Source organism: Thalassoroseus sp. (assembly GCF_984380535.1).
The window spans coordinates 39,080-65,756 of the sequence record NZ_CFHRBF010000013.1 but is presented as its reverse complement, the minus strand read 5'-3'; the positions used below and the strand labels follow the sequence as shown (position 1 = coordinate 65,756).

Below are 26,677 nucleotides of genomic sequence, written 5' to 3'. Positions count from 1 at the left end.
TCACAGGAGATGAATCGATCCCAAGAATTTCGCTAGCGGATGGCAATACCCCCGGCGCTGGCGGATCGATGCAGTCAACAGGATGATGCAGCCATGCGGTTTCGGTCGATTGGCCATGCATTGGCGGTCGACACACCCGCCAAGCTCAACCTCTTTCTTCGCGTCATTGGACGTCGAAGTGATGGGTTTCACGACCTCGAAACCGTGATGGTCGCAATCGACCTTTACGACACTTTGGCCTTTGAATCAGTCACAGAGTCGTCTTCGGAAGCCACGCTTCTACGGATCGATCAATCACAGATTGGCGGAGAACCGCTTCCGACCGATGACAGAAATTTGATTCGCAAGGCAGTCGACCTCGTTCGTGCCAAGACAGGTCGCTCCGATGCGGTCTCCATCGACATTATTAAGCGTATCCCGATGCAAGCGGGACTTGCTGGTGGCTCCAGCAATGCGGCGGCAACTCTTGTCGCATTGAATCGGCTATGGAATTTGGATTGGTCGCGTGAACAGTTACTCGACCTTGGCGGTCAACTGGGAAGCGATGTCAATTTCTTCCTAGGGTCGACCGGAACGGCACTGTGTAGCGGACGCGGCGAGGTGATTCAGCCAGTATCACCAGTCGCCAATTGGCCGGTTGTCGTTGTGCATCCCCCGAGCGGGTTATCAACGGCGAAGGTCTTTCAAGAATGCACCCCGAACCCGGACGGTCCGTCCGCGTCGGAGTTTGTGAAGCAACTCGCAAGCAGCCCCTTATCGGCTTTGTCAACGAGTATGTGCAACACCCTGGAGTCTCCTGCACGAGCATTGAATCCAGACGTCAATCGTGTTTCATCAATTTTGAATCGAGAGTCCGTCATTGGCCACCTCATGAGTGGGAGCGGATCCAGTTGTTTCGGGATTTGTCGATCTCTTCGTCATGCCCGAACAGTGGCCGCCCGACTTAGAGCCAGACGCATCGGACGCGTCTTCGTGGCTCGCACCCTGTTTTAGAACACCGGAGAAGGAGGACGGCTGTGGAGATCACCGAAGTCCGCATTAAGCTCATGGAAGACCCGAACGATCGGCTGCAGGCTTTCTGCTCGATTACGTTCGATAGCTGCTTCGTCATTCGCGATCTGAAGATTATCCAAGGATCGAAGGGGTCATTTGTGGCGATGCCCAGCCGCAAACTCACCGACCGCTGTCCGCGGTGTCAGTGTAAAAACCATCTTCGTTCGCAACACTGCAATCATTGTGGGCTCAAACTCGACGAAGAACGAGCCACGCGTAATACGGAAGGCCGGGCGAAGTTATACGCCGACATCGCGCACCCCATCAATTCCGCATGTCGGGAGCTAATCCAAGAGCGAGTTCTCGCAGCGTTTGTAGAAGAACTGGAATTAGCAAAATCGCCGGACTACGTATGTACTTACGATGATTATGGTGAAGAGTCGTACGACGATTTCGAGTACGAATCAGAAACCACCGTTGAATTTACCCCGGCTCCGACACGCACGTTTCAAGACGAACGCGACGTGCGTCACCGAATCGAACCGGCTCAGACGACGCCAAACGCTCCACACCGGAGCGGCCCGCGAATCGGGAATTCGTCTGGGAATGGTCACGAGAAAACCGTCGCGTCCGGCAATTTCCGGGACAATCTAACCGGAGATGACGACCTTGGCTTCGGCGAGGGCGTGCTCTAGTGCGTATCGCACACATGTGTAGCGGGCAGACGGCTAGAAAAACCACGTCAGCTATCCGCATCACCCGCTACGTTGGACCGTGAACGACTCTAGGTTGTTCAGGAACAACGCGACAAAAACGTTTCTTTTAGGCCTTCTGAAGGTCCGAGCCGATGCGAACTTCATTTCGCATCGGCTGATTTTTTGCCAGGTTCAACTTTCGGCGGGCACGCGTTTGAGTTTCATCTGAAAGACCGCCCCGGTCGTGCTTGGAACCAGATCCAAAGTCCCCCCGTAAGATTCAACCACGGCTCGACTCATCGCAAGTCCCAACCCCAGGGAATTCTCTTTCGTGGTATAGAATTCATCGAAGATCCGCGATGCATCCAATTTGGATATGCCAGGACCGTCATCCTGAAAGATCAGTTCAATGTGATCATCGGTCGTTTGGATTTGAATCCCGATTCGTGGATTCTCGACCTGTGCATCGGTCATCGCCTCCACGGAGTTGATCAGTAGATCGACGATCACCTGGATAAGATGACTCTCGTCGACACGCACCCAAGCTTCGGCCTCGGGCAGAGAGACATCGTATTCGATCTCATTTTGTTGAAACACAACCTTCGCCAATGCCAACGCACTATTGACGATGGCGGAAAGATCATGCGTGGTCGGCTCGATTGATTGCTCCGAGACGAATTTACGGATTTGCCGGAGAAGTTCCCCGGCTCGCAGAGCTTGATCCTGGATCTCTTGAAAGATTTCCGTCGTTTGACGAGCACGCGGACTGGCGGGTTCTGCAGTCCGTAGGCCAACGCCAGCATAATTAACGATCGCCGCAAGCGGTTGATGCACTTGATGAGCCCAGCCCGCTGCAATCTGGCGGATCAAGTTAAATCGGCTGGTCCGGTGCAAGATCGTTTGCAGATCGATCAACTTGGATTGGGCCTCGAGCAGCTCCCGAGACCGTTCTTCCACCCGGGCTTCGAGATTATGCGAAAGTTGTTGTAATGAATCCTGCGACCGCCGCAGATCATCGATGTCCAACGCCAACCCCGACCAAAGTTGATGACCGTTATCAAGCACACGCGGGCTGGAACAGACTTTGAACCACCGAACCACCCCCGTCTTTCGTGAGACAAATCGCAATTCAATGACGAATGGTGAAAGTGTCGTCATGGCAGCTAAAGCGGTGTCACAATACCGTGACCAGTCTTCCGGGTGCACTCCCTGTAGCAATCGCAGTGGCGATTCGTAAATTTCCGCGGGCGTCCAACCGAGATATTCCTCGACTCGATCATTGATATACGGCACGGTCATCTCGAACCGGTCGGTTGGGCCACTGGTTTGATAAATGAGACCTGGGACCTCGGCCGCGAGAAGTTGCCAACGGGCGTCGGCTTGCAGACTCTCGAAACGAACGCGTTCGGCATCTGATGGGAGTTCGGGTTCAGGCACCATGGCTGGGATAACAGCCTCGTCGGCAAGCCGTAGCGTCAACAATTCGCAATCTCGATCGAAGAATCGAATTCTCTCGGATCGAATTGGCACTTCAGGTTGCGATCCGTCGCCACACTGAACGCAGACGAGATGGAACCCCTCAGGGATATCTTCAGATGCGTTCTCTGAATCCGCAGTTTTTAGGAATTCGCGAATGGCGTTCCACGGCCTCTTGACCAGACTCTCCGCCGGATAACGGAGGAACATAAGAGCCTGAGGATTGAAATGCACAATCCGTGCGTCTTCGCAATCGACGACAACCAGAGGATCGAGCGAGTGCTCAAATTCGTCTCGGTAGCGGGAATCGATGAGGTCATTCATCGGCTTACAACCTCACCTGTCGGCGGGCTAGAAATGCCCGCCCACTTAGATAGGAAGCGAACAAGAGAAATCAGCCTAGATGCTGACTCTGGAATCATACCCCGAACCGTGGAGGTGGCATCCCGAAAAAAGGAACAAATGATCAAGTTGGCGAGAATCACGAATTTTTCGTCTCTTCCTGCAAGATCGGTTTGACAACTTCGCCGGCAACATCCGTCAAGCGGAAGTCACGACCTTGGAAGCGATAGGTCAACCGTTCGTGATCCAACCCTAACAAGTGCAAGACAGTCGCTTGAAAATCGTGGACGTGAACTGGGTTTTCGGTCACGTAGTAACCGAGATCATCGGTTTGCCCGTAGACTTGCCCGCCCTTCACACCGCCGCCCGCCATCCACAACGAGTACGCATCGATATGGTGATCTCGCCCCAGACTGTCGCGTGGTTCTCCCTGCGGAGTCCGACCAAATTCACCGCCCCAGATCACCAGCGTATTCTCCAAGAGCCCGCGTTGTTTTAAGTCCTGCACTAAAGCGGCGGAGGCTTGATCGGTCTCTCGGCAACGTGCATCAAGAGATTTTCCCAGATCCGTTCCCGGGTTGCCATGGTGATCCCAGTCTGTGTGATAAATCTGCACAAACCGCGTGCCTTTCTCGACGAGTCGTCTGGCGAGCAAACAGTTACGAGCAAACGATGGCTTTGCGGGATCGACACCATATGAATTCAGCGTGGCCCGCGTTTCGCCGCGTAGGTCCATAAGTTCCGGTGCACTGGATTGCATCCGGTAGGCCATCTCATACGCTGCGATTCGCGTTTGTATTTCGGGATCGTTCACGGTTTGATGACGTAGCGAGTTCATCTGATTCACAGTGCGAACAAAGTTGCCTTGTGCAGAGGAATCGAAACCGGCCGGATTGGAAAGGTTGAGAATCGGGTCCGCACCGTTGAGAAACGGGACTCCCTGGTAAGTGGTGGGGAGAAAGCCGCTGCCCCATAGAGGTGCCCCGCCGCGTGGGCCTCGCGGCCCCGACTGCAGAACGACGAAACCAGGGAGATCACTGGACTCACTGCCGATCCCATAAGTCACCCATGCCCCCATGCTGGGACGACCGAACCGAGACGACCCCGTATTGGTGAACAACTTCGCGGGTCCATGGTTGAACACATCGGTTTTCATCGAACGGATGAGACAAATGTCGTCCGCAATCGACGCGGTATGCGGCAGAAGTTCCGACAGTTCCATGCCACACTCGCCGAACTTCCGAAACTTCCGTCGAGTCCCCAAGAGTTTCGCGTCCTTTTTCAAGAATGCGAATCGCTTACCTTCCGTGTAGCTTTCCGGGATGACTTCGCCATCATGCTGTTGCAGTTTGGGTTTGTAATCGAACAAATCCAAATGGCTGGGGCCACCGGCCATAAATAGGAAAATGACATTCTGTGCACGTGCAGGAAAGTGCGTCGGCTGAACAGCCATCGGTTGCGTCCGCCGATCCGCAAACGCGTCTTTTCCCAACAGATGCGCCAACGCGACCGATCCCACACCGACTCCACAGTCCGCGAAAAAGTGTCGGCGAGTGCGATGTTGAAGTTGGTGCATTGCGGACGCTCACTCTCGATTCGATAATTTCCGTGGCGGATTCATGTCTAATATAAACAAACGACAATTTGAAAGCGAGAAAATCGCAGATTCGCCCAAACGCGGTTAGTTTTCCCAATCGCGAACTGATATTCTTCGCCGAACGACGAATTGCGATTCAACTTCGAGATATTGAAATGGAACTGCGTGAATTTGCCGAGCGAATTTTGAAATCCAATTCGCTCGATGAAAAACTCGCCGCACCAGAGACATTATTGACCGACGAGTCTCCCGGAAACGCTTGGTTTCCGACCGAACCTATCCGTCCCGAGAATCTGCAATTTGCTCCGGCGCGTTCGGCTCCGAAGATGCCTCATCCGAATACGCTCAGAGACCCGCAGCGTCGGGGTGTGGCTCATCATATCATGGCGAACCACGAGTTGCAGGCCTGCGAAGTCATGGCTCGCACATTAGTTGCATTTCCTCAAGCGCCTCAGAAGTTTCGCTTGGGACTTGCACGAGTTATTCAGGATGAACAACGGCACACCCGAATGCACGCCATCCATGCGAAGCGATGCGGTGTAGAGTTCGGCTCATTGCCGGTCAACTGCTACATCTGGAAGAAATCGTTAGAGTTCGGTTGTGTACTCGACTACCTCGCTGGCATTCCGTTGACGTTCGAGGGCGCGAATTTGGATCACTCGTTGGAATGGAAGACAGCGTTTGAAGATGCTGGTGATCCGAAAAGTGCGGCCTGCATGCAAGTGATCCACGATGACGAAATCGAGCACGTACGGTTTGGGTTGGAATGGCTGAGGCAACTGAAACTGAAAGATCAATCCGATTGGGCCGCCTTCGAGCAACATCTGTATTGGCCGCTGCGTCCGGAGAAATCGGTGGGCAATCAATTTCATCTGGCACCGCGACTCGCAGCGGGAATGAGTCCGGAATTTATCGAAACCTTGAAACACGCCTGGGAGACCGCGGAACCGATCGGTTCGCAGACCGCTCGAAATCAGAAACCGGCCGATTCCCAATCGAGCACGGAATCCAAATAAATGGTCTCCAAGCCGGCCGAGTGTTTGAGTTGTCGATACTCCTCGTAGGCAGCAGTCCGATCAGCCGTCGATTGTTCCCGCCGGACCGCTCGAATGAGCACGTTCTTGGCGGTATGTTCCATGTCGATGAACTCAACGACTTGGGTGCGGTAGCCCATCGCCTCCAACGCTTTTGCACGAAGCGAGTCGGTCAACAGCGTGGCAAGGCGTTCTTGAAGGATGCCGTGTTGTTGCATTCCGGGTAACCATGTCGGCGAAACCTTCCGAGCCAATTCGTGTTGGCAGCAAGGCACCGCGAGAATAACGTTGGATCTCCATCGCACCGCTTGAGCGATGGCATCATCCGTCGCGGTGTCACAAGCGTGAAGCGAAACCGCCAGGTGTACTGGTTCGCTGGTATCAAACGCTGCAATATCGCCTTCTTGAAAACGCAATCCACGATGATCGAGTCTATCTGCAATCTGTTGACAGTCGGCTAACACCTCGGTTTTCCGATCGAGTCCGACAATCGAAACGTCGCGGCGGCGGATGTTCGACAGCAAATGATGCAATGCAAAAGTGAGGTAACTTTTCCCGCAGCCGAAGTCCACGACGTTCAACACGCCATCCGTCGGCAAACTTGGAATGATGTGGTCGACCAACTCGAGATAACGATTAATCTGTCGAAACTTTTTCTGTCGACTCGCCTTCACTTTGCCATCCGCCGACATCACGCCAATTGCATGGAGAAAGTCACAGGGCGTGCCATCAGGAATCAAGTATTGCTTGCGACGATCGTGGTCTTGAACCGGGATGGCAATATGAGATGGTGGCGATTTGCTGAGTCGAACACGCCCCTTCTTATTGGTTCGGAGCTGATAGTCGGCTTCGTTCGTCATGAGATGACAGTCGCGGAACTGCGAACCTGCCCGTTCCAGAATTGCGGCATGGGTCTCGGAGGCCGCGACATTCTGATGCGTCTCCTCGCGTTCGAACCTTGATGCGAATTGGTAGTAGGTTTCCCCCGCCATTTTCAGTGGTGAAACGGTAATTTTGCGTGGGGAATCTTGGCGGTTCTTGGGGCGACTGAGAACGAGACGGTTCAACGCATGTTGTTCAATCGCTCGCTGTAGGTGAGTCGAGAAATCTTCCCAATCGGTTTGCGTTTCTGCCATCGTATTATTTCACCGAAGATTGCTCGATGGATCGAACTGCGGACACAGCAGCGTCACGGACGCTTTCGTCACGATCGTTTTGCAATCGTTTTAGCGCTGGCAATGCGGATGTGGCGTCCGGCCCGATGGCATCCAGTGCTTGAACCGCTTGCAGCCGGATGAGACTCCGAGAGTCACGCAAGACTTCCGTCAATAATGGCACTGCATCTTTCGCCGCGGGGCCCATTTGTTGTAACTTCACGATCGAACCGACCTCACGTCGCCGCACCGAGTTCATTAATACATCCAGCGGTTCCGTTCGTGTCGGATCAATTTGGACGATCGCATAGGCGATCGCAAGTTGTACGGATTGCTCGTCTTCTCGACTCAGTCGTTCGATCAACGCGGAAACCGCCTCGCTGGCATTGGCTCCTTGTCGTCCCAGTGCGGCAGCGGATAGCCGGCGAACATCGGAATCAGCATCGTCCAACGACTGAATGAGTGTTGGAATTGACTCGGTTCGTTCGCTTTTCATCTCCGCGAGTTGTCTCGCTCCCGACTGACGAACAGTTGCTTCTTCCGATTGCAGTCGTTCCACCGATTCGGCAACTTCACTGCTTCCGCATCCCGCCAGGCCAAGCACAACTGCGCCAACGAACGACTGGATCGGCTGCAAATTACGACGATTGAGCGTGCGATTCCTACAGTCCATGTGGCTACATTGCCTCGGGAGTTTTCTCGCGGTCGGGAGCATCGAGGTACGCCTGCAACATGAATTGGGCCGCGAGTTTATCGAGCCGGGCTTTGCGTTTCTTCTTGCTCAATCCCGCTTCCAATAACGCTTCCTCCGCACGTGCCGATGTGAACCGTTCGTCCCAGAAGCGGATCGGTAATCCGGTCAGTTCTGCCAACCACTGCCCGAACGCACGCGACTCGACCGCTTTTTGACCCTCGTCACCACTGAGATGCACCGGTAACCCGATCACGAGCCCTTTGATCCGATTTTCCGAAATCACCTGGGTAAAGTGTTTCGCATCGAGCGGTTCAGTGCGGCGGGTATAGTTTTCGAGCGGGCCGGCAAATTTCTGATCCGGCGAGGACACCGCCAACCCAACACGCTTAGTGCCATAGTCGACACCCAACAATCGCCCCTCCTCGGGGAAATCGGGCGGTGTGGGTGTGTCGACTTCGGCATTCATGATTACAAGTATCCCTCGAAGCCCATTTCCTTGAGTTTGCCAACCAATTCCTTCACGGCGCCCGGATCGTCTTTCTTGGCGACAAGTGTCGCGTCCGGCGTGTGAACGATGATGCAATCCTGCATTCCCGCGGTGCCGATGAGGTGATCGGGGTCCAACGAACGGATGATGCAACCGGTCGTGTTGAGTCCGCAGTGTTGACCGTCGATCGTATTGTTATGTTCGTCCTGAGGCAACAAACGGGGCAATGCTTCCCAACTTCCAACGTCGTCCCATTGGAACGGGGCCTCGATGACTGCCGCGTGAGACGTTCGTTCCAGAATGGCATGGTCGACGGAAATTGATTTCATTTCCGGGAACAAGCGTTCCAAAGCTTCGTCAAATCCGCTTTCGATCGCATGAGAAAGTTCGATCAAAGTGGTGTGAATCGCGGGTTCGTATTCTTGGAGGGCGTCGAGAATTGCCTGCGCCCGCCATACGAAAATGCCGCAATTCCAATAAAACTTACCGGCAGCAACGAGTTCGGCGGCTTTCTCGGCGTCAGGTTTTTCTTTGAACCCGGCCACCTGAAATGCCCCTTCAGCGGCGGGGATGCTCTCTCCGCGTTCGATGTAACCGAACCCGGTAGCCGGATAGGTCGGGGGGACACCGAACAACACGAACGCGTTCGGATCGGCCTCGACAATCGCAGCGGCCCGTTTGCCGGCGTCTTGGAAAACTTCAACCGGCCCAATCACATGATCAGCCGGCATCACCAGCATGACCGCGTCGGGATCTTTCGCGAGCAGTTGAATCGCTGCGAGTCCAATGCAGGGAGCCGTATTGCGACCGCAGGGTTCGACTAGGATCTGAGAGGACGGCACATCGGCCAATTGACGAGCGGTTTCGACGGCTTGGCTACGGTTTGTCACGACCCAAGCATTTTCGCTGGAAATCCAAGGGACAACGCGATTGAGCGTGCCCTGAATCATGGTTTGATCACCAGCCAATTTCAGCAATTGCTTCGGACGCTCGTGCCGACTTTGTGGCCAAAACCGCGTTCCGCTGCCTCCCGCCATAATCACTGCGTGTAGCATTGTCTCAGATCCTTTGCGACATGTTGCCTGCAACTTCATCCCTGAACGTCGCGTAGTTTAGCAACTGCCGAGATCCGAGGCGAGTGCGTTGACCGCTGCATCGCCCGGAATTCAGTTCACACCGCACCTTTGCCCGTGAGAACGACTCCGAACGTCCGTAGAAGTATTCGGGCGTCATTGTCAGGTGAGCAGTTTTCCATGTAGATCAGATCGTAACGAATCTTGCGGCGAAAGCCTTCCAAATCGTTATCGTAGCCATTCTCCACTTGTGCCAACCCGGTGAGTCCCGGTTTCAGCCCGAGTCGCTGCGGATAGTTGGGAATATCGGCCGCCAGTTTTCCGACGAACTCCGGCCGCTCCGGTCGTGGCCCAACGAGGGACATGTCCCCCTTGAGAATGTTCCAAAGTTGCGGCAATTCGTCTAACCGCGTGCGACGCAGAAACCGCCCGATGCGTGTCACTCGCGGATCGCCTTTGGTGGCGAACTGAGCGCCGTTGCGTTCGGCGTCGGTCCGCATGGTTCGGAATTTGTACATAGTGAATGGCCGACCGTAGCCAGATGCCTGGCGACGATCCTGACGACGTCGTTCCCAAGGAACATGCGACGATCCGGAGGTGCGTCTCCTCGTGCGGCGGGAATTTAACCCGACGCGAACTTGTCGAAACAGGACTGGACCCGGCGATGTCAACTTTACGAGTACCGCCACGATCAGCATGACCGGCGCAAGAACGAGCAGCATTCCCACAGCCAGCACAATATCCAATGTGCGTTTCACGACTCGAGTGGTCGGCGAGATATCAGCAAGATGCCGATACGGCGTTTCGGAATCAATACGACGGAGCCAACGCACTTCAGCACGGGGTGGTCGCGTATTCAGTGAACTCGGCACCGTTGATTCGCAAACTTGCATGGTACAAAATCTCCCTACGAAGACGCGGTCGCAAGAGACGGCCGATGGACTGGATGAACATCGCCGAAGATACTCCCGGCCTAACCCCGTAGGAAAGCACGTTTCCGCTCAGAGAACCAATGGCACCGAATCTTCCTTGTGAACGAGATCGTTGTGCGAATCTGTCGACATTCGGCATCATTCTCAGTCGGTTTTTGCAGTTGGCAGCGACGTAGCCGCATCCCGAATACACGGTAAAAAGCCCGTCCAACCCCGCAGCCGATCCTTAAGACCGGGGTGAACGAATACGCGGACACGTTTCACAAAGTCATCGAACTGTTCGCGAGCCAGAGAGGCAACGACCGGCGAAACATCCGCGAGCCAACGGGTCTGGTTCTCTTTCCGATAATGAATTTGCACGCGGAATTGAACTTCGCGATGAACAGGCGGCGCATCGATCAAGATATCCGTCGAGCGAACTTCACAACCCAGATGTCTTGCAGCCTCCGTAGCGACTTGCGTGCAGATGTCGGCCAACTCGCCAAACGGACGCCCCGCGAGGAGACGGTACGATTCCTCATGCTGGAATATGCTTAATTCGTGCACGCGTTTATACAGCACTCGCCGAGAACCGAAGAGTTCGTCGATCATCGTCTCGATTGCTCGCCCGGCGGCTTGTCGTTTCAATTCTTCGATCGCCTGAGCGTCCCCCATCCGGAAGAACGATTTCAAATCGAGCTCCGATGACAGGTCATAGAAAATCCGGGCAAACTGACAAGTCGCTGCGCGAACGGTGTGATGCCAATACACTTCGCTAAACATCACATAGCGAGCGAAGACCATCATCTCGGCGGCGGTGCGGCCTTTTTCGCTGATTGCCAAACCCGTTCCATTGGAATCCAGCATCAACGATTGCATTAACCGATTGCGGTCAAAATTCCGGCCATAGGGCACGCCGCAGTGCAAGCTATCTCGATGAAGATAATCCATCTTGTCGATGTCGATTGGCCCAGACAATACCGAGTCCGCTAACCGCAATCCTGGCGTCGTCGCCGAATGCGTTAGAACGGCCAACACTTCGTCGGGATCGATGTCCCATTGTGCTCGCAACACAGACGACAGTTTCGGTTCCATGAGGAACTCCCGCGCGAACGCTTCGTGCGGAGGCAAATCCGGAAGCCCCATGTCTTCGATCGGATGACAGAACGGCCAATGCCCGAGATCGTGCAGCAAAGCCGAAACCAGCAAAACGTCGACGGAATGTCGATCGGCGATTGACTCGAACCGAGGATCTTTCCCGAGTTGTCTCAGGTAACGAATGGCGTTATGGAACACGCCCAATGCGTGTTCGAACCGCGTATGGGTGGCTCCGGGATAAACCAGGGACGTCAAACCCAATTGGGTGATATGACGCAGTCGTTGGAACTGTGGTGTGTCGACCAACGCTCGCACACGAGACGTGAACGGCACGTCTTGTTCAACCGGAATCCGCACCAATCCACGGTCATCCCCGCTTTGGGCCAACTCCGGCACATCCTGAAGTACACTCGACATGAACGTTTTGTTTCCACCGAAAATCCAAAAAGGGTTTCATGACTGTGTCAACGAAATCGACGTGCTCATCGCCGCAGTATAACGAATAGGGCACGCCGTTCGGTAGATGTCGCAACGTTGAAGATCCTTGGCTTAGACATCGTCAATGCACTCGGATACACTGATATCTTCATGCCACTCGAAGTTTTGTCGTTGGAAGGATTCCCCGAATGGGTCGTCGATTGCTTGTCGGAGTCAAACTGTGTCTTGTGGTCATGACCACCATTTTCTTGGCGGATTGTTCGGCCACAGAACCAACGTCAGCGGATTCCACTCCCGCAACTTCGAAACTCCGCTCCGGTCAGGATTGGCCGAAGTTTCTTGGGCCGGACGGCACGGGAGTGTCGCAGGAAACGAACCTCATCAGTGATTGGCCGGATACCGGCCCGCAAGTGATTTGGAAGCAACCAATCGGCACCGGATACAGTGCACCGTCAATCCTTGGGGATCGGTTGGTGATTTTTCATCGACAGGAGGATGAAGAAATTATCGAATGCCGGAATGCTGCAACCGGCGAAACCATGTGGACAACAAGTTATCCGTCCACGTATTCCGATCCCTACGGCTACAACAACGGACCGCGTTGCACACCATTGCTCACTGAGGACCGTTGCTACACCTACGGAGCCGAAGGCAAACTGGTCTGCACCGACTTGAAGACCGGGAAACAACTCTGGCAGCGGGACGTCAAAGCTGATTGGAAACTTCCGCAGTGGTTCTTCGGCGTCGGTTGCACACCGATTTTGGAGGATGACAAACTCATCGTGTTGGTCGGCGGTCAACCCAATTCCGGTGTGGTGGCGTTCGATGCAGAGACCGGCAAGACACTTTGGGAGAACGTCGGCAAATCGACTTGGGACGGGGTCGAAACTGGCTATCGGGAAGGCGATACTTACAAATGGACGGGTGAAGAGCAAATCGTCAGTTATTCCTCACCAATCGCCGCTACGATTTATGGCCAGCGACATGTGCTGTGTCTCTTGCGACACGGTTTGGTGTCCCTGAATCCTGAGAACGGAGAAGTTCGGTTCAAATACTGGTTCCGTGTGCGGAATCACGAATCGGTCAACGCGGTTCGTCCGGTAGTGATCGACGGCGACAAAATCTTCTTGACCGCAGCCTACAAAGCTGGTTCCGTCTTGTTGCAGGTGGCAGCGGACGGAAAATCCGTCAAGGAACTTTGGCGAGACCGGGACAATCTCCAAGGGCACTGGTCGACACCGATTGAAGTCGATGGCTACATTTATGGATTCTCGGGTCGGCATGAACACGAAGGCGAACTCCGCTGCATTTCCGTGAAGACCGGGGAAGTCGTCTGGTCGACAAGCGGTTACGAGGGCGACATCGACAAACTGCCGATTCTTGCCCTCAATCGACGGACTGGTGAAGTCATCGATCGATCAACCAATAAACGAGTCACGCCGCCATTTTTCGGACGGGGTTCGTTGATCCGAGTGGGCAAGCATTTCATTATTCTTGGTGAGTATGGCACGCTGACCCTGGCGGACGTCAATCCCCAAAAATACGTCGAACTCGAACGAACCTACTACCCCGAAATTCACTATCCCGCATGGCCAGCGCCGGTTTTGTCACGCGGTCGTCTGTATTTGCGAAGTGAAGACCATCTGGTTTGTCTGGAGTTACGCGAAGACGACTGATCACGCAGCGGCTCGACTATTCCGGAGACGGTTGACAGGTTGGACAGTAGAACGTCGCTCGTTGTGCTTGCACGACACGTTGAATCGGTGTTTTCCCGCACGTCGAACAGAATTCCTCCGCCCGGGCATAAACACGGTGTTCGTTCTGATACCCACCCTCCTTATTGAGCGCATTGCGGTAAGTTCCGTCAGACAGTGTGGAACCTTCGTACTGAATTGCCTCGGAAAGTACATGCTGCGTGGCTTCGTGAATCCGTTCGACCTGTGACTCCACCAGATCTGCACATGGTGTAAAAGGTGAGATTCTCGCGAGATGGAGAATCTCGCTGGCATAGAGGTTGCCAATTCCCGCGACGATTTTCTGATCCAACATCGCCACCTTGACCGCCCGGTTGGTCTTCGCCAAACGAATCAGCCATTCCTCGCGGGTCATCGTCAATGCGTCCGGGCCGAGTTTGATTGTTCGCAATTCGTTCAGTTCCGCCGCTCGGTATAACCGCACTGTCCCTAATCCGCGTCGGTCCCAAAACCACAACTGCGACTCAGTTTTACCATCCGAGAGCGTCCAACATATCCGCAGATGTTCGGGATCCGGCGGGTCCGAAAGCAACATCAAACCGGTCATTCGGGGCTCGATCACAAATGCGTCGTCGGACGACAATTTCAGAACCACGCGTTTCGCCAATCGCTCGACGGTGCAGATGGTTTCGCCACGTGTCCGCTTTTGCATCGTGCGAACGGTCGGTGCCACGGCGATGGGTTTGCATGCACAGCGACACATAGAAACCGACACAATCGTCTTTCCCGCGACATGTGGACGAATCCCTCGCACCATCGTTTCGACTTCCGGCAATTCCGGCATGGAATGTCGTTCCAGTTTTCTGAAGGTTGTAACGGGTGGTCAGGATCGTACCGAATCGATTGATTTCCCGGATTTTACGGTCTCCGCGTTTCATTACGATGCCGCAGTTCCGGGAAAACAGGTTCTTTGGGAAACGGCGTTCCATTTCACCGCCTACTTGACGCGGCCTAATTCCCGAGGGATGCTCGTTAATAGACCGTAATACGTCTTGTGATGCCGGTCTAGGAAGCGAAACTGAGTTTTCAGCGGGCTTCCAACCATCAAGACAAAACTCTCCAAGATTGCCGAGTTCCGACAATTCGCTGCGCGAAACTGCGTTCGAGCCGCATTCTTACCGAGAGAGACACCGTTTGACTTCATAATGTCGCCGACGTGCGGAGTTTCCGCTCGACCAATTTTCCCCGATGGGAGTGGAGAATGTTTAAAATTCAGCAAGTAAAACCGCGACCGCAAGCCGGGCGAAATCGCGGCGGGAACACCAGTTTGACCGTTCTGGGAACAGTCGCGGGGTTCTTGGTTGTTCTCGGAGCCGCTTGGTTCGTGGTTGCTCCGAGTGATCGACCGGTCGCTCAACCTCAACCCGCCGACGTGGCCGTTGCCGATGAAACTGCCCCGGAGATCGCACCAGCAGTCGAGCCGGCAATTTCTGTCGAAGCCAGTCAGCCAGTCGTGGAACCGGTCGTCATGGCCGTCGACACGACACCAGTGATTGACGAGCCCAAAACACCGACCACCCGAGAACAAATCGAAGCCCATTTGGCTGCCGGTGAGTTCGGGTTGGCCAATGAAGTGGCTCAGACAATCGCCGAAATTCAAGAACGCGATTTGCTGCTGCGACGGATCGCGGACGTGCAACTCGAAGCCGGGGAATTCGCCGCTGCTGGTGATGCCATCGGACGCATCACGCTTCCAGGCGTTCGCGGGCAAGCCGAATCGGCTCGTCAAACCGAGCAGACTCTCGCTGGTGGTGGTTCGCAAGCCAACTTCAGTGAAATCTTGCAGTTGATTCAAACCGCAACCTCCGGCCCTTGGGCCCCGGATGATCCAGAAAAAACCGTAACGCCATTCGGGATGGTCTCCGGCGGGATCTCGGTCGATCCGCTTGGCCAACTGGCGTTGGTTAGCAAGGCCGATACCCGAAATCGTTTGATGGGGATTAGCCGTCGCGCTCGCCAGGCCGATCTTAATGAAGACATGGCTCAGGCCAGCAACTTACGAATCATCTCGCTCAAGCGTCTGGAACAAGCAGTTGCTAACCGCTTGAACCACTCCGAACCGGTTTTGAGCACGATGCAACACTTGGCGGGTCTGTCTCGCGTGCAGTTCGTGTTCCTCGACACCGAGAATCGTGACGTTCTGATCGGTGGACCTGCCGAAGCGTGGAAATACGACGAACTCGGCCGTCCGGTCGGTGTGGATTCCGGTCGTCCGATGATGCACCTCGACGACTTGGTTACGGTTCTCCGTGTGTTCTCGCCAGCGGGCAGCAACATCTTCCGCTGCTCGATCGACCCACGCCCGGAAGGCATGCAGAATCTCAAGGAAGTTGTCGAACGTTCCAACGCTCGCGGTTCACTTTCCGCCGGTGCCGGTGTGCGTAGCTTCGTCCGCAAATGTGGTGAAGCACTCGGCCCGCAAGATGCCGTCTTCGCAGGTGTTCCAAACACGTCGCGTGTTGCACGGGTGATGCTCGAAGCCGACTACAAAATGAAACTGATCGGGATCGACAAGTTGGACGCCGGATCACAAATTCCGTCGTTCTTCGATCTGCTCGACGCAAAAACCGTGCAACAGAACCCGCCCTCGCTGGATGCATTGCGATGGTGGTTGACGATGAAGTACGAGGCCGTCTTGCACGACCCCAATCGACAAGTCTTTGAAATTCAGGGTTCTTCGGTGTTGTGCCAATCCGAAAACGAACTCGTGACCGCCGCCGGCGAACGAATTCACACCGGAGAGTCCACCGCCACGAACTCGCAATTCGCTCAGAAGTTCACTGCGAATTACTCACAACTCGCCCAACGCGAGCCGGTCTTCGCTGACCTTCAGAACATCTTCGACCTGGCATTGGTCGCCGCCCTTGTGCAGCACGAAAACCTCGTGAGCTACCCACAAGGCTATGGCGTGTTCGCTTCGAACGGCCAATACCAACCGCAAGAATTTGCAGTGCCGAAGACGGTTGACACGGTCGTCAATCACCGAGTCTACGGTGGCAAAGACGTGATCGTGCAGGTGGCTGGTGGCGTGCGAGCCGATTTGGCTTCCGTCCTGAAGGATCAGTCGGTCTACAAAGTCGCCGAGCGACTCACAGGCCTGACCTCGAAAATCGACACCGCTGCCGTGCCGGAAGGTCGCTGGTGGTGGGACGCGAAGTAAGACTTCGTGTCACGACAGAAACTGACAACGCCTCTGGAGTTTCCAGAGGCGTTGTTTGCGTTTAAGGCAAGCGGAGATCGAACGGTTTGCGGTACCAGGAATTGAACATGTACCCCTTCATGTTCCATTCGACACGCTCTGGCATCGCCTCGCCGGCCGAATCGACCGCTCGTGCGATCGCGATTCCCCGAACCGCTTGAACGGGAACTTCGAGTTTCCACAACGACCAGACGTAAGGCTGCGGCTTGCGTTCGAACTTGGCTTGATGCCAAGACTCGCCCCCGTTCAGGGAAACTTCCACACGTTTTAGCGTACGCCCGGTTCCCGGTGGCAATGCATACCCGACAACTTCCATCACCTCTCGGGTGTCGGTCGATCGCGACTGAATTCGCGCAATTCCGCAGTTCATCGGGTAGCGATACAACGGCGCGGATTCCGACCAGGCACCGGGCGTGTCTTCCTCAACCAACTTGTACGCATCTTGCACATAGTGATTGGGCATGGTGCGGTTGCTGACCACAATTTTGCCCAGCCATTTCACGCTCCGCGCTCCGATATAGCCTGGCACGACTGTGCGAAGCGGATAGCCATGATCGGGCGTCAGGGGTTCCCCATTCATTTGATTGACCAGCAACGCCCCCGGCATTTCGTCGGTATCGTGCATGGCTTTCGTGATCGGGATCGAACCGCCGAACACAATCGTTTTGCCCTTTTTCTGGTGCTGATCAAGCCCTTCGAACCAAACGTGTTTCGCGTCGGGCTTTAAGCCAACGGATTTCAGAACTGTCGACAAAGGAATTCCAGTCCATGATGCATTCCCGATAGCTTGCGATTGCCATTGGACACCGTCGACCGCACGAATTGCGCTATGCTCGTTCCGCCGGTTGCCGGCACACGTCATTGTGGCCGTCACGGTTTTTGCCGGGAACTTGTCCATCAATTCGGCGAGCGAGATCTCACCGGGACTATCGACCAGGCCTTCGATCTTCAATCGAAATTGGTCGGCATCGATTTTCGGCGACGGTGCATGACTGCGAACGTAGAAATGCTTCTCCGGCGTGATCCAATTTTTGACCAATTCCTCGATCGGCGGTTCAGCGTTCGGCGGAACTTCGGTGTGATAGATCAACCCACCGTCGGCGTTGGCCTTTGTTTCTGCCCATGTCGGTCGCCAACCGCTACCGAGAGCAGCGGCGGCAATGACACTTTGACTCGCGGTTCGAAGAAACTGACGTCGTGTCGAGAGGTTACGCATTAGCGAGCTTTCTATTGAAAACAAATGATCCATCCCGGTGAGTGATCCGTCACCGTCATCAGAGATCGTCGTTGGATGCATCGGGATCATCCGTCAACGCAGACGGAGTTTCTGCACTATTTCGACGAAAGACAGCACAGACATCCGCAATGGGAACAACGAACAATACGTTATCGGGTTCCAAATCAACCGGAATTGCGTTCTTCGGATGGAAGAGAACTTTGTCGTACTTGCGGATCGGGAAATCTTCGTCACGATCGATCTGCACGCTGATCTCGACGATGCGACCGGTGATCGTGGGGATTTCCGCGTCATCGGGCAGTACGATACCGCCTTTGGTGGTTTGTTTCGCTTCGTCCTTCCGGATCAAAACGCGATTTCCCAGGGGTTCGACAAATTCCGTCAACGGTATTTCCTCAAGTGTTCAATATGGATGCAGTTCTAGCCTGGAGCGTGTGCCAATCAAGTTTGATTCGCCGTTTGCCGAACGGCTTCCACCATCGTGGCCGCGAATTCGCCGACCTCACGCACGATGTCGTCGCGATTCGCATTCTCGGCCGTCAGTCGTTCCAAATAACGAACGATCTTCGAACCGACAATCACGCCGTCCGCATGTCCACGAAGAGTTTCGACCTGCTCTGGCCCACTGACACCGAACCCAACAGCCAACGGCAAATCCGTTTTCGCACGCAGACGGTCGAGGTGGTCTGTCAGTTCGGGCGGGAGTTGATCGCGTGCACCGGTGGTGCCTGCGATCGAAATGCAGTACAAAAAGCCGCTCGCGGATTGGATGATCTTTTCGGTCCGTGATTCCGGGGTTGTCGGCGCGATGAGTTGAACCAAGTCCAACTCATGATTTTTCGCGTGCTCGGCAAACTCACCGGCCTCGTCGCCTGGCAAGTCAGGAACGATCAAACCCGCAAATCCTGCTGCTTTAGCTTCAGATAGAAATCGTTCGATTCCCACCCGAAACACCAACGAGTACGCCACCATCGCGACCAGCGGTGCGGAGCCCTCGGTCGTCACGGACTTGGCCATCGCAAAGATTTCGCTGACCTTGATCCGGTTTTGCAACGCGCGGGTGTACGACGCTTGAATCACCGGGCCGTCCGCGATCGGGTCGCTATACGGGAAACCGACTTCGATGAGATCCACGTTCTGACGCGAAAGCTCTTTGATCAATTCCGCGGTCATGGAAATATCAGGATCGCCGGACGTTACGAAAGGCATAAACGCCATTCGTCCTTCAGACCGTGTTTGCTCGAAGACCTGGCTTATCGGTGAAGTGGACACGAATTGATTTCTCTCGATGAATGAATGATGGCGACGACCGTAGCAACGAAACGCGACCTAAATTTCTTGCCCCAACACGCGAGCGACCTCTTGCACGTCTTTGTCGCCACGCCCCGATAGGCAAATCACGATGTGTTCGTCGCCGGATCGTTGTTCCTTGGTTGCCAATACATGCGCAATTGCGTGCGAGCTTTCGAGTGCCGGGAGAATCCCCTCAAGCGTGGCCATCTTTTGAAAAGCGGCCAACGCGGCGTCATCAGAGACGCTGAGATACTGCACCCGACCCGCGTCTTTCCAGTAACTGTGTTCCGGGCCGACGCCAGGGTAATCCAGACCGGCAGAAACCGAATGCACATCTAAGGTTTGACCATCATCGTCTTGCAGCACATAACTGTAGCTGCCATGGAGCACGCCTTTCTCGCCATGGGACAGGGAAGCCGCATGATCACCGGCATTTGGGCCACGTCCGCCGGGTTCGATACCGGTCAATTTCACGTCGTCGTCGATGAAGGGGTAGAACATCCCGGCGGCGTTGGAACCGCCACCGACACACGCCACGATCTCATCCGGCAAGCGTCCGAATGCCGCCTGGCATTGCTTCTTTGCTTCCTTGCCAATGACCGATTGTAAGTCGCGGACGATCATTGGAAACGGGTGCGGACCGACGACGGAACCGAGGATGTAATGTGTGTTTTCGACCGTAGCCATCCAATCACGCATGGCTTCGTTCGTGGCATCTCGAAGTGTCCGAGAACCAGACGTCACCGGGCGAACTTCGGCTCCCATGGTTTTCATTTTGAAGACATTCAGCTTCTGACGTCGAATGTCTTCCTCACCCATGTAGACGCAGCATTCCAACCCGAATCTTGCACAAGCGGTTGCCGTCGCCACGCCGTGTTGACCGGCCCCAGTCTCGGCAATCACCCGTTTTTTACCCATTCGCAGGCAGAGCAACGCTTGACCGATGCTATTATTGATCTTGTGTGCACCGGTGTGGTTTAAGTCTTCCCGTTTCAGGTACACCTTGCAACCGGCTTGCTCGCTTAAACGCTCCGCATGATACAACGGATTCGGTCGTCCGACGTAATTCATCAGCAGATCGTCAAGTTGCCGATTGAACTCGGGATCGGCCTTCGCAGTGGCGTAGGCTTCTGTCAGTTCTTCCAAGGCGTGCATCAACGTTTCAGGTACGAAACGCCGTCCAAATTCGCCGAATCGCCCGGCGGAATCGGGAACTTGACTCAGGGGAACGCTGGTTGTGGACATGAAGTACCGTTCGGTGCAAATTATGAATGACAGTTATTCTCGTGGTTTGGACGTCCGATTTTAGGCGGAAGACTGCCAAACGCCAAGCAACTCACTTGGGAACGGACAAATTCGGGACGTAATTTGTTGAAGAACCGCCTACAATCCGTTTACCTCTATAAGAACAAACTTACGACCGAGAGAGAATATCCCCATGTGGTTTACCGAAACGGCTTGGCCGCCCGTGATGATTGCCGCCACGATCGGCGTCGCGTTTTTGCTCAAATGGTACTCGGTCCAAAGACTGATCTATCTGATCACCGGCGGTGTGTTCCTGGCGAGTTGCCTCGTCATCTACGCGGTCGAAGTTTCCGTTGTGACCGAAGGCGAAGTCGTCGAGCAGAATGTTCGCGAATTAGCGGCAGCCGTGGTCGATGGAGACATCGAAAGAGCCCAATCGTACTTTGCCGATAACCCTTACGGAGAGGCAGTCAAATTTGCATTGGATCGTGTTCTTTCGATCTACGACATCGGTACCGATTTGGACATCACTGATCTCTATGTGACCACAGAGGAACCGTTTACCGAAGCCATCTCCCATTTCCGGGCAAACGGTTCCGTGAGCAGTCGGGGCGAAGTTGCTATGCGAAGCGGTCCGACTCGGTGGGAACTGACCTGGGAGAAACAGACTGATGGCCAATGGAAAATCGTACAGATTCAGCAACTTAACCCTATCGACGGAACCCGTGTCGGTTGGTTAGACCGGTTTCTTCGATAGAGCCACGTCGTTCGGCCAGTAATTCATCTTGCAGCGATCACGACGTCATCATAAAACACGCTTCGGACTCCCGCACGACAGAAGGAGTCCGCTCGCAGGTAGACTGCTCTCGGAAGAAAAACTACGGGATTGCATGATGTCGGATTCATCTCCCCAACCGAATGCGAAACCATTCCTTGGTCTGCATCTTCGCTGCTGCAACGTCTATACTCGCATTTACATGACGGCGCAAAAGGATGCGTATGCCGGTTGGTGTCCGCGTTGCGCACAACCAGTGCGGGTCGAAATCACCAACGATGGCAGCGGTTCGAGTTCCCGAATGTTCTCGGCCGGTTGACGACATTACTGGGTATCGCGGTCATAGATTTTTTGGCCGTCCAACCACGTTTGTTCGACTTGCGTGTCTTTGATGGCATTCGCAGAGCAAGTGAGCAAGTCGCGATCGATGATGATAAAATCCGCCCGTTTGCCGGGTTCGAGTGAACCAAGTTCCGCTTCCGCCCGCATCAGCCAAGCGTTGTTGCTCGTGTAAAAGCGAATCATCTGTTCGCGAGACAAAGCTTGCTCGGGATGGATTGGCGTATCGTGCCAACGCGCCGTCCGCGTGACGGCGATCCACATTCCCAAGAACGGGTGATACGGATTAACGCTTCGCAGTGAGCCGATCTTTTGCATGTGATCGCTCCCTCCACCTGCGATCACACCGGCCTCGAACAGGCTCCGCAAGGGAATGAAATATTCGAGCCGTTCGTCCCCGAATTGCTGCACCAACGTCCGTGCATCGAGATACAGCCAGGCCGGTTGCAGGTCGACACCCACGCCCAGTTTTGCAGCAGTCTCGATGGCTTGCCGGCTCATGAAGCTGGAGTGTGTGACCGTCGAGTGCGTCGGGGCGATGGGGATGTCAACGTTGACGGTTTCATACGCAGCTACCAGGGCTTCCACGGCGGCATCACCTTGACAGTGAGCAGTAAATGCCAGTCCACGTTTCACGCAGGCACGCACCAGGGTTTCGAGTCGTGCTTGCTCGATGTAACGCATCCCCCGATACGCGGGGTCTTCAATGCCGTAAATGGTACTGACGCCCCACGGACGCCGGAAGAACGCACTGCCGGTAAGCATGCCGCCGTCTTGGAACACTTTCACACCGATCAAGCCCAACATCGGGTGCGGCTCTTCGAAAAGTGGGTCTGAAACAAATTCATCGAGCCGTTTTTCAATCTCTTCGACCTTGCCATTCGGGCTGAGCCCACGCGACATCCGCACGCGGACCGTCAACCGATCGGCTTGCAACAGGCGTTCGTATTGCTCACGGGCGGAGTCACTACAGTTGCGATCAATCACTCCCGTAATCCCAGAGCGATTGTAATCGGTGAACAAGTCGACAAGTCGTTGGTCTCGCTCGGCCGACGTCAGACGTTTGCCAACGGAGTTTGATTTCGATTTCAAGACCGAAGACAACCGTCGAAGGATTCCGTTTGGTTCGCCGGTTGCGGGATCGGTCATCACGTTCTCAGGATGCTTAGCGGCGAATTCCTTGTCGATCCCGTTTTCAGCGAGCGCCAGTGAATTCGCGCTGCCGTCCGGTCCCGTCCGGAAGACGACCGGGTGCTCGGGAGCTACGGAATCTAGCTCGGCTCGCGTGGGGTATCGCTGCTCGCGGAGACGTGTGATGAAAACTTGCGACAGCCCGATCCACTCACCTTTGGGCACCACGCGGGTTCGTTTCTTCACGTAGTCCAACACCTCGGCGATCGTTTCGAAGGTGGGAATGTCGTGATCTGCTTCGAATTGGGCGGCAGAGGTTGGATGCGTGTGGGAATCAATCAGCCCTGGCAGAACCATCCGCCCCTTCAGGTCAATGACCTTGGTAGCCGGGGTGATGAATTGCTGAATTCTGTCATTGGAACCGGCAGCAAGCACACGACCGTTGCGAATCGCAAGTGCCTCGACGACTTCGAATTCCGCGTTGACCGTGACGACTCGCCCTGACATCAACACCAAGTCGGCGGCCGATTCCGCGTTTGCGACGGTTCCGACCATCAAAATCAGGATGACAACAGCAGCGGTTTTCCACATTCGTCAAGATCCTCGTGTCGAGTTCGCGGGGGGAGTTGTGGCCGACGGACCTATGGTCGTGACGAACGTTCGGAAAGAAAGTCGCTCACCGCTTTGGCGAGATTCGCGCCGACCGATCGATAACCTGTTGCCGTGCTGTTCTTGGAATTCCAGATGGTTTCCAGCGTCAAACTAACTGTGTGCGGGTTGCCATTCATGCTAACCCAGTTCGAACTAATCTGCTTCCAAAGTGGATGATAACTTGCCCCGGTGACTTTCGGTTGATTGCTCATTGGGATAAGTGGTTTGATCTTGCTGATCCGCGAATATGCCAACTCAATGAACCGGTCGCGTAGCCCGAGCATGGGTTCCTCAAGCAATTCACGAGGCAAAATGTAGAAGAAACTCGGATCTCCCGGGGCCGGGTTATGAAGATCGAGAAACACATCCATGCGTCCGGCGTCGATCAGTTTTTGAACATGCTTCTGAGCTGCGCGGACTTCGTTCCAATGCGGCTTTTCCGACCAATCGCGATTATGATCGTGCGGAAGTGCGTTCTTGCCCCCGTTTCCAGTCGCGGTGTTGTCGATATCCATGATCGGGACCACGAAAATCTCGGCGTGTTGTCGAAGCCAGATGGCTTGTTCTTCGTCACTCAGAACCCACTCGACAAACCCTTGAGCGACCCAACTCGAACCGCTTTCCCATGCGTGTTGGCGGGCTTGAACCCAAACGCCAAAGCGTTCGGCATCGGTGCGGTCTCCTTGTTTGATATGCAACATGGGAACGCTGCGGCCTTGTCGCGATTGGCATAACTCGGTGGCAACCGCGTGCGGAGAGTGTTCGCCCATCTTACGAACAAATTCGCTGGCATCCGCCGGAGTGTACGGCGGCCCCCATGCGACAAAGACCGACTTTGCCTCGGGATTGAGTTCGTAGATCATCCAGTCGGCTTCTCGTCGGCCTGGCTCGCTGTGCTCCCAAGTTTCCCCATCAGTGGAGATCGTCGCCTGTTTTGGCATGGCCCAGGATGCCGCCAATGGTTTCTGAGTGCCAATCGCTGCAAGCGAACCCTGCAAACGAAGCGTGATCGTCTCTCCGGGCGTCAATCCATCGACACGAAAATACCACCAGCATGGCCATCCACGTTCCGGATCACCTCCGGGCGTGAAACTAATCGTCCGCGATTCCTGGTCGATCCCCAGAACCCGGACAGATGCCCCTTCAAAATCTGAGGCGACCTGGAGCTTTTCGCTCGCGAACACACTCGCCCCACTGCCTAAGGCGAGAGTGAATACGACATAGAACCCGTATTTCATGTGCGATCTCCGCAAGAGTGTCGGAGGGCTATCACCCCTGCAAACCGAAAGCCATATCGACAGAACTTGTCATTCTCGCCGTATCATCCACGAATTCCAGTCCCAATCAAGTCGGTTGATATGTTCCGCGAGTTGGCGGTCACGAAATCACCATTGCGGCGGCTATCGTTATTGCTTCAGGCCGTGTTAGGATGCCGGGCAAACTGCAGCATAACTGGGCCATAATTTGCCCGGATTGAGAGCCATCACCGAGGAATTGACCGAAGGATACTTGAGATGAAGTCGCGTCTGGGTCGGTTTGGTTGTTTCGTGATGTTCGTGATTAGCCAGCCCTGGTTTGCGATGGCAGCCGATCAATGGAAGAAAGTCAGCGAGTTCCCCGCGACGGAGGCAATCCAAGCGGCTGCAGCCGATGCAAGGTTCGCGTATGCCATCTCGAGTCAAAACGTGGCTAAGTACGATCGTTCGACCGGGAAACGCATCGCAGTCAGTACCGGTGACGCGGAGCATCTCAATAGCGGATTTCTTTGGCGGGGACAGTTGCTGTGTGCCCACTCGAATTATCCGCAAACGCCGGAACGCAGCGAGATCAAAGTCCTCGATCCCCAGACGATGAAGTTGTCAACCTACCGAAATCTCGGTGACTACGCAGGCAGTCTCGTCTGGGTCGTGCGACATCAGAACTCTTGGTGGTGCAATTTCGCCAAGTATGGGGATAGAAACCATGAAACGTTTCTCGTGCGTTTCGACAATGATTGGAACGAACTCGGACGCTGGACCTATCCCGATGCTGTCATTCGCCATCTCGGCCGCTATAGCCTTTCTGGAGGTGTATGGTTCGGGAACGATTTGCTCACGACCGGTCATGATAAACGCGAACTGTACCGCCTGCGACTTGCGAAGACCGGTAACGTGCTTGAGTTCGTCGGGCGAGAATCCGTGCCGTTTACCGGCCAAGGGATTGCCATCGATCCGCATACGAACGGACTGGTCGGCATTAGCCGTGCAGAAGGCAAGGTCATTTTCGTGAACACGACTGGCGAATCTCCCGAAGCAATCGCGATGCCGACCCGCGGCATCTGTGCCCATCGGGGCGCTAGTGACACACATCCCGAGAACACGCTGGCCTCATTTCGCGAGGCCATCCGCTTGGGAGCGCAGATGATTGAGTTCGATGTCGCTCTCAGCAAAGACAATAAACTGGTCATCATGCATGATGCAACAGTCGACCGTACCACGGATGGTCACGGTCGCGTGAATGAATTGACGCTCGCCGAGTTAAAGAAACTCGATGCCGGCGGTTGGAAGCACACGCGGTTTCAGGGAGAAACCATTCCCACTTTGCGGGAGACGCTTGCGATCATGCCGACGAATATTTGGCTCAACGTGCATCTCAAGGGCAGTGCACAACTCGCTGAGGAAGTGACGAAGGAGATTGTCGCCGCCGACCGATTACATCAAGTATTTTTGGCGTGCGGACTTGCGGCTGCCAAAGCGGCCCAAAAAGTCGACGAACGCATTCAAATTTGCAACATGGAACGACAGGCGAACACACTCGACTATGTGAACGACACCATTGAGATGGATGCGGAATTCATTCAATTACTCGGCGGCACGTCGGTCGCTCCCGCTTTTTCAAAACGACTCCGCGAGCACGATGTGCATATTAATTTTTGTTGTGCAAATGAAGCGGAACGTGTCGACGCATTATTTCAGGCCGGTGTCGAGTTCCCGTTGGTAGACCGACTCGAAGCCATGCTCAAAGTCGCCGACCGACACAAGATCAAACGATTACGCCCGGTCTATCGATCCCGATAAAGCAG

23 protein-coding genes are annotated in these 26,677 nt (G+C 54.8%); 8 read left to right on the top strand and 15 right to left on the bottom strand.

The genetic code is table 11. The annotated features are described in order from the left end of the window. Nucleotides 1-93 precede the first annotated feature (93 nt). A complete protein-coding gene (gene ispE / locus AC5DDB_RS18430; RefSeq protein ID WP_491741222.1) occupies nt 94-993 on the top strand; it encodes a 4-(cytidine 5'-diphospho)-2-C-methyl-D-erythritol kinase in 900 nt (299 codons plus the stop codon). A gap of 23 nt (nt 994-1,016) precedes the next feature. Continuing rightward, nucleotides 1,017-1,688 (top strand): septation protein SpoVG family protein, encoded by a 672-nt coding sequence (locus AC5DDB_RS18425; RefSeq protein WP_491741221.1) that lies wholly within the window; start codon nt 1,017-1,019, stop codon nt 1,686-1,688. Between the two features lie 192 nt (nt 1,689-1,880). Here AC5DDB_RS18425 and AC5DDB_RS18420 read toward each other — a convergent pair whose 3' ends face one another. Next, a complete protein-coding gene (locus AC5DDB_RS18420; RefSeq protein WP_491741220.1) occupies nt 1,881-3,488 on the bottom strand; it encodes a PAS domain-containing sensor histidine kinase in 1,608 nt (535 codons plus the stop codon). Between the two features lie 157 nt (nt 3,489-3,645). Next, nucleotides 3,646-5,082: a DUF1501 domain-containing protein gene (locus tag AC5DDB_RS18415; RefSeq protein ID WP_491741219.1), complete on the bottom strand. Its 1,437-nt coding sequence runs from the start codon at nt 5,080-5,082 to the stop codon at nt 3,646-3,648. Nucleotides 5,083-5,150: 68 nt separating this feature from the next. On the opposite strand from AC5DDB_RS18415, the gene AC5DDB_RS18410 reads away from it, so the two are divergent. Beyond that, the gene (locus AC5DDB_RS18410; protein WP_491741218.1) at nt 5,151-6,119 is read left to right on the top strand and encodes a DUF455 family protein; all 969 of its coding nucleotides are present in this window, start codon (nt 5,151-5,153) and stop codon (nt 6,117-6,119) included. On the opposite strand, the gene AC5DDB_RS18405 is transcribed toward AC5DDB_RS18410, so the two are convergent. The 6 genes from AC5DDB_RS18405 to AC5DDB_RS18380 all read right to left on the bottom strand — a co-directional run bounded on the left by AC5DDB_RS18405 (nt 6,077) and on the right by AC5DDB_RS18380 (nt 11,971). Next, entirely contained in the window at nt 6,077-7,273 is a 1,197-nt protein-coding gene (locus tag AC5DDB_RS18405) for a class I SAM-dependent methyltransferase (protein ID WP_491741217.1), read from the bottom strand. The genes AC5DDB_RS18410 and AC5DDB_RS18405 overlap by 43 nt on opposite strands. A gap of 4 nt (nt 7,274-7,277) precedes the next feature. Beyond that, complete coding sequence (locus tag AC5DDB_RS18400; RefSeq protein ID WP_491741216.1) at nt 7,278-7,964, bottom strand: HEAT repeat domain-containing protein; 687 nt, start codon at nt 7,962-7,964, stop codon at nt 7,278-7,280. Between the two features lie 4 nt (nt 7,965-7,968). Continuing rightward, entirely contained in the window at nt 7,969-8,451 is a 483-nt protein-coding gene (gene ruvX, locus AC5DDB_RS18395) for a Holliday junction resolvase RuvX (RefSeq protein WP_491741215.1), read from the bottom strand. A gap of 2 nt (nt 8,452-8,453) precedes the next feature. Further along, on the bottom strand, nt 8,454-9,527 hold the full coding sequence (locus AC5DDB_RS18390; protein ID WP_491741214.1) for a mannose-1-phosphate guanylyltransferase: 1,074 nt from the start codon (nt 9,525-9,527) through the stop codon (nt 8,454-8,456). A gap of 116 nt (nt 9,528-9,643) precedes the next feature. After that, nucleotides 9,644-10,438 carry a sugar transferase gene (locus AC5DDB_RS18385; protein WP_491741213.1) on the bottom strand — a complete coding sequence of 265 codons (795 nt, stop codon included), beginning with the start codon at nt 10,436-10,438 and terminating at the stop codon, nt 9,644-9,646. A gap of 183 nt (nt 10,439-10,621) precedes the next feature. After that, on the bottom strand, nt 10,622-11,971 hold the full coding sequence (locus AC5DDB_RS18380) for an HD domain-containing protein (RefSeq protein WP_491741212.1): 1,350 nt from the start codon (nt 11,969-11,971) through the stop codon (nt 10,622-10,624). Between the two features lie 209 nt (nt 11,972-12,180). Here AC5DDB_RS18380 and AC5DDB_RS18375 point away from each other — a divergent pair, with 209 nt between their 5' ends. Beyond that, nucleotides 12,181-13,668: a PQQ-binding-like beta-propeller repeat protein gene (locus AC5DDB_RS18375; protein WP_491741211.1), complete on the top strand. Its 1,488-nt coding sequence runs from the start codon at nt 12,181-12,183 to the stop codon at nt 13,666-13,668. 16 nt (nt 13,669-13,684) lie between these two features. Here the strand turns inward: AC5DDB_RS18375 and mutM are convergent, their stop codons facing one another. Then, a complete protein-coding gene (mutM, locus tag AC5DDB_RS18370; protein ID WP_491741210.1) occupies nt 13,685-14,530 on the bottom strand; it encodes a DNA-formamidopyrimidine glycosylase in 846 nt (281 codons plus the stop codon). A 417-nt stretch (nt 14,531-14,947) separates the two neighbouring features. Here mutM and AC5DDB_RS18365 point away from each other — a divergent pair, with 417 nt between their 5' ends. After that, a complete protein-coding gene (locus AC5DDB_RS18365) occupies nt 14,948-16,906 on the top strand; it encodes a DUF1598 domain-containing protein (protein WP_491741209.1) in 1,959 nt (652 codons plus the stop codon). Nucleotides 16,907-16,967: 61 nt separating this feature from the next. Here AC5DDB_RS18365 and AC5DDB_RS18360 read toward each other — a convergent pair whose 3' ends face one another. From AC5DDB_RS18360 to trpB, 4 genes are read right to left on the bottom strand one after another with little or no spacing between them, the layout of a single operon-like run. Further along, nucleotides 16,968-18,161, bottom strand: coding sequence for a molybdopterin-dependent oxidoreductase (locus tag AC5DDB_RS18360; RefSeq protein WP_491741208.1), 1,194 nt, complete (start codon nt 18,159-18,161; stop codon nt 16,968-16,970). Between the two features lie 58 nt (nt 18,162-18,219). Next, entirely contained in the window at nt 18,220-18,567 is a 348-nt protein-coding gene (locus AC5DDB_RS18355) for a co-chaperone GroES (protein ID WP_491741207.1), read from the bottom strand. Nucleotides 18,568-18,623: 56 nt separating this feature from the next. Beyond that, complete coding sequence (trpA, locus tag AC5DDB_RS18350; protein ID WP_491741206.1) at nt 18,624-19,454, bottom strand: tryptophan synthase subunit alpha; 831 nt, start codon at nt 19,452-19,454, stop codon at nt 18,624-18,626. 57 nt (nt 19,455-19,511) lie between these two features. Beyond that, the gene (gene trpB, locus AC5DDB_RS18345) at nt 19,512-20,720 is read right to left on the bottom strand and encodes a tryptophan synthase subunit beta (RefSeq protein WP_491741205.1); all 1,209 of its coding nucleotides are present in this window, start codon (nt 20,718-20,720) and stop codon (nt 19,512-19,514) included. A gap of 193 nt (nt 20,721-20,913) precedes the next feature. Between trpB and AC5DDB_RS18340 the strand changes: the two genes are divergently transcribed. Together AC5DDB_RS18340 and AC5DDB_RS18335 are read left to right on the top strand one after the other, a co-directional pair. Continuing rightward, entirely contained in the window at nt 20,914-21,477 is a 564-nt protein-coding gene (locus AC5DDB_RS18340; protein ID WP_491741204.1) for a Cif family virulence factor, read from the top strand. 136 nt (nt 21,478-21,613) lie between these two features. After that, nucleotides 21,614-21,814 carry a hypothetical protein gene (locus tag AC5DDB_RS18335; RefSeq protein ID WP_491741203.1) on the top strand — a complete coding sequence of 67 codons (201 nt, stop codon included), beginning with the start codon at nt 21,614-21,616 and terminating at the stop codon, nt 21,812-21,814. A 5-nt stretch (nt 21,815-21,819) separates the two neighbouring features. On the opposite strand, the gene AC5DDB_RS18330 is transcribed toward AC5DDB_RS18335, so the two are convergent. Continuing rightward, entirely contained in the window at nt 21,820-23,556 is a 1,737-nt protein-coding gene (locus tag AC5DDB_RS18330) for an amidohydrolase (protein WP_491741202.1), read from the bottom strand. Between the two features lie 50 nt (nt 23,557-23,606). Next, complete coding sequence (locus AC5DDB_RS18325) at nt 23,607-24,854, bottom strand: M14-type cytosolic carboxypeptidase (RefSeq protein WP_491741201.1); 1,248 nt, start codon at nt 24,852-24,854, stop codon at nt 23,607-23,609. Nucleotides 24,855-25,130: 276 nt separating this feature from the next. Here AC5DDB_RS18325 and AC5DDB_RS18320 point away from each other — a divergent pair, with 276 nt between their 5' ends. Beyond that, nucleotides 25,131-26,672 carry a glycerophosphodiester phosphodiesterase gene (locus AC5DDB_RS18320; RefSeq protein ID WP_491741200.1) on the top strand — a complete coding sequence of 514 codons (1,542 nt, stop codon included), beginning with the start codon at nt 25,131-25,133 and terminating at the stop codon, nt 26,670-26,672. Nucleotides 26,673-26,677: the final 5 nt, after the last annotated feature.

What these genes read in the sequence shown, in the direction of transcription:
- ispE (WP_491741222.1), top strand. Translation starts at nt 94, where the DNA reads ATGCGGTTTCGGTCGATTGGCCATGCATTGGCGGTCGACACACCCGCC.
- AC5DDB_RS18420 (WP_491741220.1), bottom strand. Translation starts at nt 3,488, where the DNA reads ATGAATGACCTCATCGATTCCCGCTACCGAGACGAATTTGAGCACTCG.
- AC5DDB_RS18415 (WP_491741219.1), bottom strand. Translation starts at nt 5,082, where the DNA reads ATGCACCAACTTCAACATCGCACTCGCCGACACTTTTTCGCGGACTGT.
- AC5DDB_RS18405 (WP_491741217.1), bottom strand. Translation starts at nt 7,273, where the DNA reads ATGGCAGAAACGCAAACCGATTGGGAAGATTTCTCGACTCACCTACAG.
- AC5DDB_RS18400 (WP_491741216.1), bottom strand. Translation starts at nt 7,964, where the DNA reads ATGGACTGTAGGAATCGCACGCTCAATCGTCGTAATTTGCAGCCGATC.
- ruvX (WP_491741215.1), bottom strand. Translation starts at nt 8,451, where the DNA reads ATGAATGCCGAAGTCGACACACCCACACCGCCCGATTTCCCCGAGGAG.
- AC5DDB_RS18390 (WP_491741214.1), bottom strand. Translation starts at nt 9,527, where the DNA reads ATGCTACACGCAGTGATTATGGCGGGAGGCAGCGGAACGCGGTTTTGG.
- AC5DDB_RS18385 (WP_491741213.1), bottom strand. Translation starts at nt 10,438, where the DNA reads ATGCAAGTTTGCGAATCAACGGTGCCGAGTTCACTGAATACGCGACCA.
- AC5DDB_RS18380 (WP_491741212.1), bottom strand. Translation starts at nt 11,971, where the DNA reads ATGTCGAGTGTACTTCAGGATGTGCCGGAGTTGGCCCAAAGCGGGGAT.
- AC5DDB_RS18375 (WP_491741211.1), top strand. Translation starts at nt 12,181, where the DNA reads ATGGGTCGTCGATTGCTTGTCGGAGTCAAACTGTGTCTTGTGGTCATG.
- mutM (WP_491741210.1), bottom strand. Translation starts at nt 14,530, where the DNA reads ATGCCGGAATTGCCGGAAGTCGAAACGATGGTGCGAGGGATTCGTCCA.
- AC5DDB_RS18365 (WP_491741209.1), top strand. Translation starts at nt 14,948, where the DNA reads ATGTTTAAAATTCAGCAAGTAAAACCGCGACCGCAAGCCGGGCGAAAT.
- AC5DDB_RS18360 (WP_491741208.1), bottom strand. Translation starts at nt 18,161, where the DNA reads ATGCGTAACCTCTCGACACGACGTCAGTTTCTTCGAACCGCGAGTCAA.
- trpB (WP_491741205.1), bottom strand. Translation starts at nt 20,720, where the DNA reads ATGTCCACAACCAGCGTTCCCCTGAGTCAAGTTCCCGATTCCGCCGGG.
- AC5DDB_RS18340 (WP_491741204.1), top strand. Translation starts at nt 20,914, where the DNA reads ATGTGGTTTACCGAAACGGCTTGGCCGCCCGTGATGATTGCCGCCACG.
- AC5DDB_RS18335 (WP_491741203.1), top strand. Translation starts at nt 21,614, where the DNA reads ATGTCGGATTCATCTCCCCAACCGAATGCGAAACCATTCCTTGGTCTG.
- AC5DDB_RS18330 (WP_491741202.1), bottom strand. Translation starts at nt 23,556, where the DNA reads ATGTGGAAAACCGCTGCTGTTGTCATCCTGATTTTGATGGTCGGAACC.
- AC5DDB_RS18325 (WP_491741201.1), bottom strand. Translation starts at nt 24,854, where the DNA reads ATGAAATACGGGTTCTATGTCGTATTCACTCTCGCCTTAGGCAGTGGG.
- AC5DDB_RS18320 (WP_491741200.1), top strand. Translation starts at nt 25,131, where the DNA reads ATGAAGTCGCGTCTGGGTCGGTTTGGTTGTTTCGTGATGTTCGTGATT.